Source organism: Pseudomonas sp. P97.38, from assembly GCF_001269745.1.
Taxonomy (GTDB): Bacteria; Pseudomonadota; Gammaproteobacteria; order Pseudomonadales; family Pseudomonadaceae; genus Aquipseudomonas; species Aquipseudomonas chlororaphis_E.
Genome location: NZ_LHVJ01000011.1, coordinates 240,871 through 253,116, shown reverse-complemented (window position 1 = coordinate 253,116; position 12,246 = coordinate 240,871). Strand labels below are relative to the sequence as shown.

Genomic DNA, 12,246 nt, shown 5'->3' with positions numbered 1-12,246 from the left:
CACAGGTCTTGCGGGCGCATGCAAAGGCTGCGTACGCCCCAAATCCCTTGTGGGAGCGGGCTTGCCCGCGAAAGCGGCATATCTGTCATGAAGATGTTGAATGTGCCGCCGTCTTCGCGGGCAAGCCCGCTCCCACAGTAGATTGCAGCGAACACCTGTCTTGTGAGGCTTTATCGACTTGATCGACGAGGCTCATCAGCAATCCGGGCTAAAAGCTTCTTTTTGAAAAGTTAAGTTCTTTTCCAGAGCCATGAATGGCCAGTGCCCCTAGGCCGACACCCGCCGTATAGCGCCTGGCAAGTAGAATGTTCAGGCTGAGAGCATTGACTAAGGCTTCTTCATTTCCTGGCGCGGGCTCCTCTGTTTCTTTAATGAATTCAGTGCTTGAGAATCTAAGGTCATCATGGAACGTGACACTGGCAGAATATTTATTGCTATGGCCAATGCTCCCCATTACTTTGTAATTTATAAAAGTTGCGCCCCTGTATTTATTGGTGAAATTGAATGCTGGTAGATTCATGTCCCAGGAATATCCTGTTCCTTCCAGTAGATTGATTACAGTAGGGACGTCCATGGCATAGCTATTGTAGGGCTCTACATCAAATCCTTTTTCATCATTAACATTTTCAGGGGGGATCATGACACTCGCTCCTCTTGCGATTGCTAGTGCAATATTTTGTCAGTCACTGTTCGATGTGGTGAATGTCGATTAGAAAAGGGAAGCGGGCTACTGTCAGAAATAGCAGGGTTTTATATTGATTTTGAATAGAAAACCTAGGCTGTCGTTGTAATGGCGGTGCCATCACCCCATCGAATACCCCATCATTCACTCCCCGCGCCATCCCTCTTGGTTAACAAAAGATAACGTGGCGTCGATTGTCAGACCTTTCGAAAGCCCGATAGGATAGGCCAGCTTCCGAAGTGGCTCTAGATTGCAGGTTTCAGGGCTATGCTCCAGAAATGGCAACGTACGAGGCCTAACAATAATAAAGGGGGGAAAGGTCTATGAATGAGCCTGTCATGGCGGTGGGCCGCTGTCGCCCGCCGGTGCTGCGCAGAGTGGCGTTGCTGGCTTCGGCACTCTCGCTGCTGGGCTCTGCCGTGTTGTCGGCGCCGGTGATGGCCGTTGCGGCGTCGACCACCGATGTCATCTATTCCGTCGAATCGGCCAAGGCCAGCAAGACCCTGATGCTCGACGTGGTGCACGCCGGCCAGCGGCTGGTGGCGGTTGGCGACCGGGGCCACATTGTCTACTCGGACGACCAGGGCACTACCTGGACCCAGGCCAAGGTGCCGACCCGCCAGATGCTCACCGCCGTGTTCTTCGTTGACGACAAGCACGGCTGGGCCGTGGGCCACGACGCGCAGATCCTGGCCAGTGACGACGGTGGCAGCACCTGGACCAAGCAATTCGAAGAACTCAAGCGCGAAGCGCCGCTGCTGGACGTCTGGTTCAAGGACCCCAGTAATGGCTTCGCCGTCGGCGCCTATGGCGCGCTGTTCGAAACCACCGACGGCGGCAAGCACTGGGAAGACGCCAGCGACCGCATCGACAACGAAGACCAGTTCCACCTCAACGCCATTACGGCCGTGAAAGACGCCGGCTTGTTCATCGTGGGCGAGGCCGGCAGCATGTTCCGCTCCAGCGATTGGGGCCAGACCTGGGAAAAGCTCGAAGGCCCCTATGAAGGCTCGCTGTTCGGCGTCATCGGCACCGCCCAGCCTTCCACGCTGCTGGCCTACGGCTTGCGCGGCAACCTCTATCGCTCCACCGACTTCGGCGGCACCTGGGAGCAGGTCGAACTCAAGGCCGCCCGCGGCGCCCTGGAGTTCGGCTTGTCGGGGGGCACGCTGCTGGCGGACGGCTCCATCGTGATTGTCGGCAACGGCGGCAGCGTGGTGCGCAGCACCGACGATGGCGTGAGCTTCAGCGTGTACAACCGTCCGGACCGGATTTCCGTGGCCGCGGTCACGGCGGCGGGTAACGGCAACCTGATCCTGGCGGGGCAAGGCGGCGTACGCGCCACCACGGCCACCGGTGCTGAACTGAGCAAATGAGTCGAGCCTGCACGACGGGCACAAAAACAAGAAGGCGGACCCCATGAGCAGTCATCACCAAGACAAGGCGACGTTCCTCGAGCGCCTGATTTTCAATAACCGCCCGGCAGTGATCGTCATTTGCCTGCTGGTCAGCCTTTTCCTGTTCTGGCAGGCCACGCTGATCCGGCCGTCCACCAGCTTCGAAAAAATGATCCCGCTCAAGCATCCTTTCATCGAGAAGATGCTCGAACACCGCAACGACCTGGCGAACCTGGGCAATACCGTGCGGATCTCGGTGGAAGCCACCGACGGCGACATTTTCTCCAAGGAATACATGGAGACCCTGCGCCAGATCCACGACGAGGTGTTCTACATTTCCGGCGTCGACCGTTCCGGCCTCAAGTCGCTGTGGAGCCCGAGCGTGCGCTGGACCGAGGTGACGGAGGAGGGCTTCGCCGGTGGCGAGGTGATTCCCCAGAGCTACAACGGCTCGGCCGACAGCCTCGACCTGCTGCGCAACAACGTGCTCAAGTCCGGCCAGGTCGGGCGCCTGGTGGCCAACGATTTCAAGTCGAGCATCATCGACATCCCGTTGCTGGAGTCCTACCCGGACCCGCAGGACCAGGGCAAACTGCTCGCCCTCGATTACCGCAAGTTTTCCCACGAGCTTGAAGACAAGATCCGCAATAAGTTCGAAGCCCAGAACCCGAACGTGCAGATTCACATCGTCGGCTTCGCCAAGAAGGTCGGCGACCTGATCGATGGCCTGGTCATGGTGGTGATGTTCTTCGGCGTGGCCTTCGTCATCACCCTGGTGCTGTTGTACTGGTTCACTCACTGCATGCGCAGCACCATCGCGGTATTGAGCACCACCCTGGTGGCGGTGATCTGGCAATTGGGGTTGATGCATGCCGCCGGTTTCGGCCTCGACCCCTACTCGATGCTGGTGCCGTTCCTGATCTTCGCCATCGGCATTTCCCACGGCGTGCAGAAGATCAACGGCATCGCCTTGCAGTCCAGCGAGGCGGACAACGCCCTGACGGCGGCGCGGCGTACGTTCCGCCAATTGTTCCTGCCGGGGATGATCGCGATCCTGGCGGACGCCGTCGGCTTCATTACCCTGCTGATTATCGACATTGGCGTGATCCGCGAACTGGCCATCGGGGCGTCCATCGGCGTGGCGGTGATCGTGTTCACCAACCTGATCCTGTTGCCGGTGGCGATTTCCTACGTCGGCATCAGCAAGCGTGCCATCGAGCGCAGCAAGAAGGACGCGACCCGCGAGCATCCGTTTTGGCGTGTGCTGTCGAACTTCGCCAGCGCCAAGGTCGCGCCGGTGTCCATTGCCCTGGCCCTGATCGCCTTCGGCGGCGGCCTGTGGTACAGCCAGAACCTGAAGATCGGCGACCTCGACCAGGGCGCGCCGGAACTGCGGCCGGACTCGCGCTACAACCAGGACAACAATTTCATCATCAGCAATTACTCCACCAGTTCCGATGTGCTGGTGGTGATGGTCAAGACCAAGGCCGAAGGTTGCTCGCGCTACGAAGCCATGGCGCCCATCGATGAACTGATGTGGAAGATGCAGAACACCGAGGGCGTGCAGTCGGCGATCTCCCTGGTGACCGTGTCCAAGCAAATGATCAAGGGCATGAACGAGGGCAACTTGAAATGGGAAACCCTGTCGCGCAACCCCGACGTGCTGAACAACTCCATCGCCCGGGCCGATGGCCTGTACAACAACAGCTGCTCCCTGGCACCGGTGCTGGTGTTCCTCAACGACCACAAGGCCGAGACCCTGGACCGTGCCGTCACGGCGGTGCAGGAATTCGCCAAGGAAAACAACCGCGATGGCCTGGAGTTCATCCTCGCCGCCGGTAACGCCGGTATCGAAGCGGCTACCAACGAGGTGATCAAGGAGTCGGAGCTGACGATCCTGATCCTGGTGTACATCTGCGTGGCAACCATGTGCATGATCACCTTCCGCTCCTGGGCGGCGACCTTGTGCATCGTGCTACCGCTGGTGCTGACCTCGGTGCTGGGCAACGCGCTGATGGCGTTCATGGGCATCGGCGTGAAGGTCGCGACCCTGCCGGTGGTGGCGCTGGGCGTGGGGATTGGCGTGGACTACGGCATCTACATCTACAGTCGGCTGGAAAGCTTCCTGCGGGCCGGGTTGCCGTTGCAGGAAGCGTACTACCAGACGCTCAAGTCCACCGGTAAAGCCGTCCTGTTCACCGGCCTGTGCCTGGCCATCGGCGTGTGCACCTGGATCTTCTCGGCCATCAAGTTCCAGGCCGACATGGGCCTGATGCTGACGTTCATGCTGCTGTGGAACATGTTCGGTGCGCTGTGGCTGTTGCCGGCGCTGGCGCGGTTCCTGATCAAGCCGGAGAAACTGGCGGGGCAGAAGGGCAATTCGTTGTTTGCCCATTGATGGATCAAGGCTGGCGCAGCCCCCTGTGGCGAGGGAGCTTGCTCCCGCTGGGCTGCGCAGCAGCCCCTGAACCTGCCCCCTCGATGTATCAGATTGATGGAGGCGGCTCTTTTGGGGCTGCTGCGCAGCCCAGGGGGAGCAAGCTCCCTCGCCACGGTTGTTTGCAGTGTTCGTCGATCAAGGCGCCAACGGCAGAAACCGGCTCTGGGCCAGCGACTTGCTGATCTGCCCTCGATGCACATTCACCACCGCATAGGAACTGTTGGCCTTGGCCAGCAGCGAGTGGTAGTGCTCCTTGCGTTGCTCCTTGGTCTTGAGGTGCGCGACGCTGAAGTTGTCCTTCGGTGTGTCGGCCGCTTCATAATGAAAATGCGCGTACCAGATCGGGAAGCCGTCACGGTCGTTGATGGCGTATTCCTGAAGGAAGTCCTTGCGGGCGCCTTGCAGGGCCGTGCGGTCGCCGAGGCGGGCCACCTGTACCAGGTTTTTTTCGAACAGAAACCGCAGGTTGCCGTCGGTGGGCGGCAGTTTCAGGCTCAGTTCGGTGCGCAGGTCGCTGCCCTTGGTGGTCAGTTGGTGGGCGGCGTCTGACAATTGTCGGCCCAGTTCCTCGTTGGCCGGGGTGCGTGAGCCGGGCGATGCACTGAACGCCCGGTCGAGTTCTTCGCCGAGCGTGCGGAAGTGACTCGCTTCATTGTTCAGGATTTCCTCGATTTCCTGAGGATGCCGACAGTGTGTCTTGTAGCTTTCGGCGCGGCTCATGCGCTTGTCCAGTTCGTCGAGCAGTTCTCGTGCCTGGGCCCGGATCGCTTTGATCGACCGCGTCTGGGGCGCCGGGGCCGGACGGCGTACGTCGACCACATCCCAGACATCTTCGTGGCGAGAATAGGTGGCGAGTACTTGGTCGTTGCCTTTGGAGCGCATTTCGACGACTTCGATTGGCAGGCTCGTGCCGGCGGGTTTCAGGTCGCCGATCAAGACGCCATTGTGGCGGGTCCTGATGAGTTTTTTCTGCGGCAACCCGGCGCCGGTCCTGGGGCGTTTCGGTACACGCTTGCGCGGTTTTGGTTCGGGTTTGATTTCGGCGGCGAGTTTGCCAGAGACCTCCTGATACAGACCCTCGACCAGCTTGATCACCCTGTCGAAATAGGATTCGTTGATGTCCTCCAGGTAAAGGGCCTTTGTCCCCTTCAACGTATCCAGGGCCTTGCCGTAATGCTCGGTCAGGCTTTCCAGCACTTCGATTCTGTCCGAAGGGGAGACGTCGTAGGTTTGCAGGTCATCGTTTGAACGGATGTGCTCCATCAAGGGTATGAGAATGCGCAGCAGCCGAACAGGCAGGGCCGATTGGCGGTTTTTCACCGAGAGCATGGGGAGCGTGGTGAGTTGCCGGATTTTAATGCCGAAGGCGTTACTCTCATTGGCGGGACGGTTGCGGGTCAACCGTTCGAACGCCCGTGCGCCCGACGCATCGAGGTTCAATAGCCGCTCGAGGTAATCGTCCTTGAGTTCCAGCCAGTGAAGCGCCTGGTCATTGATGTCGCTCTTGGTGTCGAGGTATTTCATATAGGACTCGACGTCACGGATGGCAACTTCCCTGATGTTGGCAGACTCTCCAAACTGAGGATGTGCTTGCTGGAGGGACTCGAGTTCCTTTTCCGTGATCACAAACGCCTTGCGGGCATTGTTGATCACGTTTTCCATGAGCACATGCATGTAGCCAGATGGAAAACCGATGCCCAGGCTGGCGCGTTCGGCCGCACTGTTCGCCAGCGTCAGGTACATCTCGGTCTGTTCGTTGAGCAGATCATAGAAAATCTTGCGTTTGGCCGCCCGCTGGGCTTCGGTGTAGTTGCCACCTTCATCGGTCCGGATCATGACCTGCTGGGCCACGTCCAGAGCTTTTTGTCGGTCTGCGTCTTGCGCCTCCAGCCGTTTGGATTCATCCATCAACTGCTTGGCCCGCTCCAGGTTGACACGCCGCTGTGCCTCCACCCGCTTGGGCGGCGAACCGCCGAGCAGGCGCAGGCGCAAATCCAGGTGCCAATGGCCCTGGGCATCGACGCGCAACGGCGGGCCATTCTTGTCGGTGTCGAGCGGAGCGAATGGGTCGACGATGGTTGCACTGCCCTCGTATTCAGGCGTGATTCGATAGAAGGCCCCTTCGACCTGGGCATGCCATTTGTTGTCGATCACGTACAGGCCTTTGAACGGGCCATTTTCAATGGGGTCGGGCAGGGTCTTGGGGGAGGGCACCTGCAATTGTTGCAGTCGCGCCTGTTGTTGCGGCGTCGGTTGACCACCGGCCCTGGCGAAATTGAGATCCAGGCGCCGGCTGTTGGCCTCGGCGGGGGCGTCAGGCTCGGCCACGGTGCCCTCCAAGAGGGTGGGCGCCGCCGGTTCGGGCCATTGCTCGGCGACGGCACGCGGCGCGGGCGGGCGCATGGCCTCCTGCTGCACCGATTCGGGCAGCGCGGCACGCGCCGCGGGCCCATGGCCGGCAGGCAACTGGCTTACCAGCAGGGCCAGGTTGACGAGCAGGTCGACCGCGGCGAACTCGCGGGCCACCGGGTCGGCGCTGATCAGCGCCGGAATGTCTTGCTGGGCGCTGGCCATCAGGTTCCAGAGCCAGACGGTGGTCATGGCCGGGCCGCGCAGCAAAGGGAACAGCAAGGTGTTGAACAACAGGCCGCCGCCTTCGAGCAACACGGCCCAGCGACTCTCGCGGTTGGACACCGAATCCCGGTCGGCCTGGGTAACCAGGGCCTGGGCGTTGCAGCCGTAGAGGTACTGCATCAGCTCACCCTTGCGCAGCGATTGCAGCAGTTCGTCGCGGGGATCGTCGAGGGCGAGGGTGGCGGGAGCAGGCTTGTCCGGGACACTGAATTCGTCACCGGTGAAGAACCGCATGATGTGAGGCTCCAAGAACCCACCGTTGGCGTAGATCGGGCGTGCAGCGTCGGGAAGCCAGGTCAGGATGCTGTCCTGCAGGTCTCCGGAGGTGGCAATGGCCTGCATCAGTGTCTCGCGGGTCGGGAATTGCTGCAGCGAGGGCGCGTAGAGCGGCCGATACAACAGGTGCGGACCGTTGGCGATGTCCTGAGCCTCGATGATGAACATGTTGGCCACGGTGTCGGGCCGCGCCTTGGGTTGGCGCAACACCCGCAGCTGGCGAATGACCACCGGGCGACCGTCGACCCGTTGGCTCGCCGCGTCGGGTTGGAGCACGGCTTCCAGCAGGCGCAGGCCCTGGACGGTCATGCCGTTCTCGCCGGCCAGTTTCTGTTTCAAGGCTTCAAGCATCAGTTGCGCCGGAAGCTGTTCGGCGAAGATCCGTTGCCGCGCCTGCGCCCGGGGAGCGTCGTCGAGCAAATGCTCGCGCAGATAGCGAGGATAGGTCGCGCCAATGTCGACCTGTTCGATCAGAGGGTTGATAAAGGCCGGTGTCAGCCAGGTCGGCAACGCCTGGCCCAGGCGATGGCTGAGGGTGAAGGTGCCGCTGGGACGACCGACCAGGTTGTGGATGGCCAGTTCGGTCAGGCTCATCTGCCGCTTTTCGCTGAGGCCGATGGTGCCGGGATAGCCCGCCGAAACGCTGAATGTCAGCACCACGTCGTCGGGTTGGAGTGAGCTCGCCGGCAGCGGATTCGGACTGCGATCGTTGGCCTTTCCCAGGTGTTCGAGCAACGCGTTGGCGGTAAAGGCCTTGATGTCGTCGATGCCGCTGAGAAAGGTCTGGCCCTGGTGGCGTCGCTTGGCGCTGGCCAGCGCCAGGCTGTAGTGCTGGAGTGTCGTCTGGTCGACGATGGCGGCGTCTTTCAGCCAGGTGGGCAACCGGGGCTCGAGGCGAGCCTTCATGTCGGGTGAAAGCCGTGGGGCGTCCAGCAGCGAGCGGGCCGGGTCGCTCAAGTCGCTGTAGAGATGCGTGAGCGTCTGCGTGTCGAGCCCGGCGGGCAACTGCACCGCTTGCAGGTCGGCCAGTTGCTGCTCCAGCAGCATGGCCGCCTGGTGCTCGAAGACGTTGCCACTGATCTCGTGGCGTTGGCAGGTGATGGTGTCGACGGTGTATTGGCTGGCAATGCGTTTGCCCCAGTGGTGCTCGAAGGCCTCCAGGGAGGCAAAGGACTGCACCGCGCTGCCGGGGCTGCACAAGAGCCATTCACGCATGCCCTGATGGACGCGGCTCAGGAGCATCTCGCTGGCGACCAGTGTCGTCGGGTTGCCACCCTGGACGAGCCGGGTTTCCAGGCGGTAGGCGTACACCGGCGCCAGGCGGTTGAGGCACAAACGTTGCTCGTGGTCCGGCCACCGGACGATCTGGTCGAGGGTCTCGCGCGCGGCGTCCGTGAGCCCGGGTTGTTGCAGGCCCCGAAGGCTCAGGGTGTTGCGCAACACATCGCTGAGCCAGCACCAGCGGCTGGTGTGGCGGCTCGCGTCGGCTTGGCCGTCGCCGCTGATGTCAGCGCTCCAGTAACGGACCAAGGCATCTTCCAGGTCGATGGGTACGCTCCAGGGCAGTTCAAGGATCGCTCGCCGGACGACCTGCATGTCCAGGTGTCGATCCCCTGACCGGAGGCGCCGTGGCGGGTCGTCGGAAAGAAAGCAGTCAAGCGTTCCCTTCGAGGTGAAGTCCGGGGGTGTGCCGCTGGCCAGGTAATCAAGGACCACGCCCATCAAGGGCTGGAAGTGCCAGCCGCGCGCGGTGACGTCCGGCATCGCCAGTTGGGTCTTTAAGAGGTCGATGTCCAGCCACGGATCGGCTTTCTTGAGGGCTTGTTCGAGCAGGCGCCGGGCGACCTGTTCGAGGGTCGGGCGACTGGCGAATTGCAGGCTGACACATTGGGCCAGCGCAGGGATCGAATCAGCGGTGGGAGGGGTGCTCATGAGAAGTCCTTTTCACGAAACATGGCCGTCGGGATGACGGCGAGAAAAGTATCGACTTCCATGGCGTGGGCAGGCGGTACATAAATACCGCCTGTTGAGAACAATGTCGGTTAGCCAAGCGTTGCGCTTTCTGACCTGATCAGGCGGGATCGGCCCCCAGCACAACGTTCAATGCGCTGCGGGCGTCGTCCAGTTGCACCAGCGTGGCGTGGCGGGCGCCGAGGGCGTCGCGGTTCTCGATGGCAGTGAGGATCGCCCTGTGCCGCGGCATGGCCAGCTCGTGGAGGTTGGGCCGTTGGTTGGAATGCTTGAGCGCTTCGGCGATGGCCACCGACAACATGTTGCACAGGTTGGCGAGTAGGTCGTTGTGGGTGGCGTCGGCGATGCGGCTGTGGAAATCCAGGTCCGGTTGCAGCAGGGCTTCGGGCGTCGGGGCGGCGTCCATGCGTTCATAGGCTTCGCGGATGGCGGCGATGTCGGCGTCGGTGGCGAACTGTGCAGCCAGGGCGGCGGCAGCGGGTTCGATGATGCTGCGCACGCTGGTCAGCAGGCCGAAGAACTCGTTCTGCGGGCTGCTTTGCATCAACCAGTGCAACACGTCCGGGTCGAGCATGTGCCATTCGCGCCGGGCCTTGACCACCGTGCCCACCCGCGGGCGTGAATACACCAGGCCCTTGGCGACCAGCACCCGGGTGGCCTCGCGCAGCACCGGACGGCTCACGGCGTATTCCTCGCACAGCAAGGCTTCGGCTGGCAGTTTGTCGTCTGGCTTGAAGCGCCCGGAAACGATCTGCATGCCCAGTTCCTGGACGATGCGCGCGTGCATGCTTTTGCGGTCGGAAGGTTTGCGGTAATCCATGGAATGCGGCGCGATCCCTGTGGGAGAGGAGGTGCTGCGCATGATAGCAGGCGCGGCGTGGGCGGGTCGCTAGTGCGAACTTGAATCCACTGAGGATTAGAACTGTGGGAGCGGGCTTGCTCGCGAAGGCGGTGTGTCAGTCGATATTGATGTTGACTGTGCCGCGGTCTTCGCGAGCAAGCCCGCTCCCACAAGGATTTCTGGCGGACGGGATTTGCGGACCGCCTCGAAAGCACTGTGGGAGCTTGCTCCCAGAGGTCAATGAGAGTGCCGTGGTACCTCCGCACCGCGGCAGCCGACCAGGAAGTCGAAGTCGCAGCCTTGGTCCGCTTGCAGCACATGGTCGATGTACAACTGGCGATAGCCACCCACCAGCAATTGTTGGGGCGGGGCGAGATCGGCCAGGCGGGCGGCGAGTTCGGCGTCGGGAATGTCCAGGTGCAGGCGACCGCTGGCGCAATCCAGTTCGATGAAATCACCTTCCTTCACCGCCGCCAACGGGCCACCGGCGGCGGCTTCCGGCGCCACGTGCAACACCACGGTGCCGTAGGCGGTGCCGCTCATGCGGGCATCGGAAATGCGCACCATGTCGGTGACGCCCTGGGCCAGCAGCTTGGCCGGCAAGCCCATGTTGCCCACCTCGGCCATGCCCGGATAACCCTTGGGCCCGCAATTTTTCATCACCAGGATCGAGGTGGCGTCCACATCCAGTTCCGGGTCGTTGATCCGCGCTTTGTACTCGTCGAAGTTTTCGAACACCACCGCCCGGCCGCGGTGTTGCATCAGCTCAGGCGTGGCGGCGGAAGGCTTGAGCACCGCCCCCAGTGGCGCCAGGTTGCCGCGTAGCACGCAGATGCCGCCGTCGGCGCGGATCGGGTTGTCCAGGGTGCGGATGACTTCGTCCTGGCCATAGATCGGCGCGTCCTTGGTGTTTTCGCCAAGGCTCTTGCCGTTGACCGTCAGGGCATCGGGATGGGGGATCAGGTTGGCTTCGCCGAGGCGACGCAACACGGCGGGCAGGCCGCCGGCGTAGTAGAACTCTTCCATCAAGAAGCGACCGGATGGCTGCAGGTCGACGATGGTCGGCATGCCGCGACCGATGCGAGTCCAGTCGTCCAGCTCCAGTTGCACGCCAATGCGCCCGGCGATGGCCTTGAGGTGGATCACTGCGTTGGTGGAACCGCCGATGGCCGCGTTGACGCGGATGGCGTTTTCAAAGGCTTCCTTGGTCAGGATCTTCGACAGCCGCAGATCTTCGCGGACCATCTCCACCGCGCGCATGCCGGACATGTGGGCCAGCACGTAGCGGCGTGCGTCCACGGCCGGAATCGCGGCGTTGTGCGGCAGCGAGGTGCCGAGGGCTTCGGCCATGCAGGCCATGGTCGAAGCCGTGCCCATGGTGTTGCAAGTGCCGGCCGAGCGAGACATGCCGCCCTCGGCCGCGAGGAAGTCATCGAGGGTGATGGTGCCGGCCTTGACCTGTTCGCTCAACTGCCAGACCACGGTGCCCGAACCGATGTCCTGGCCTTTGTGCTTGCCGTTGAGCATCGGCCCGCCGGTGACGACGATGGCGGGTACGTCGCAACTGGCGGCGCCCATCAGCAGGGCAGGAGTGGTCTTGTCGCAACCGGTGAGCAGCACCACGCCGTCAATCGGGTTGCCGCGGATCGCCTCTTCCACGTCCATGCTCGCCAGGTTGCGGGTCAGCATGGCGGTGGGACGCAGGTTCGATTCGCCGTTGGAGAACACCGGGAATTCCACCGGGAAGCCCCCGGCCTCGATCACGCCGCGTTTGACATGCTCGGCAATCTGCCGGAAGTGCGCGTTGCACGGTGTCAGCTCCGACCAGGTGTTGCAGATGCCGATGATCGGCTTGCCATGGAACTGATGGTCGGCGATGCCCTGATTTTTCATCCAGCTGCGGTACATGAAGCCGTTTTTGTCGGCGGTGCCAAACCATTGGGCCGAGCGCAGGGAGGGTTTCTTATCAGACATGATCGATTCTCTTATTGTATGACTATATTGT

General features: G+C 61.9%; 6 protein-coding genes. 2 read left to right on the top strand and 4 right to left on the bottom strand.

Features of this window, described 5'->3' with window-relative positions:
* Positions 1 to 208 precede the first annotated feature (208 nt).
* Positions 209 to 640 (bottom strand): hypothetical protein, encoded by a 432-nt coding sequence (locus AD664_RS27490; protein WP_157061546.1) that lies wholly within the window; start codon positions 638 to 640, stop codon positions 209 to 211.
* 365 nt (positions 641 to 1,005) lie between these two features.
* Here AD664_RS27490 and AD664_RS06625 point away from each other — a divergent pair, with 365 nt between their 5' ends.
* Positions 1,006 to 2,058 (top strand): YCF48-related protein, encoded by a 1,053-nt coding sequence (locus AD664_RS06625; RefSeq protein WP_053145321.1) that lies wholly within the window; start codon positions 1,006 to 1,008, stop codon positions 2,056 to 2,058.
* A 43-nt stretch (positions 2,059 to 2,101) separates the two neighbouring features.
* The gene (locus AD664_RS06620) at positions 2,102 to 4,477 is read left to right on the top strand and encodes an RND family transporter (RefSeq protein WP_053145319.1); all 2,376 of its coding nucleotides are present in this window, start codon (positions 2,102 to 2,104) and stop codon (positions 4,475 to 4,477) included.
* A gap of 177 nt (positions 4,478 to 4,654) precedes the next feature.
* Here the strand turns inward: AD664_RS06620 and AD664_RS06615 are convergent, their stop codons facing one another.
* From AD664_RS06615 to AD664_RS06605, 3 genes are all read right to left on the bottom strand, one after another.
* Positions 4,655 to 9,361 (bottom strand): dermonecrotic toxin domain-containing protein, encoded by a 4,707-nt coding sequence (locus AD664_RS06615; protein WP_053145317.1) that lies wholly within the window; start codon positions 9,359 to 9,361, stop codon positions 4,655 to 4,657.
* A 139-nt stretch (positions 9,362 to 9,500) separates the two neighbouring features.
* Positions 9,501 to 10,220 carry a FadR/GntR family transcriptional regulator gene (locus AD664_RS06610; RefSeq protein ID WP_053145315.1) on the bottom strand — a complete coding sequence of 240 codons (720 nt, stop codon included), beginning with the start codon at positions 10,218 to 10,220 and terminating at the stop codon, positions 9,501 to 9,503.
* Between the two features lie 258 nt (positions 10,221 to 10,478).
* Positions 10,479 to 12,215 (bottom strand): IlvD/Edd family dehydratase, encoded by a 1,737-nt coding sequence (locus AD664_RS06605; RefSeq protein WP_053145313.1) that lies wholly within the window; start codon positions 12,213 to 12,215, stop codon positions 10,479 to 10,481.
* Positions 12,216 to 12,246: the final 31 nt, after the last annotated feature.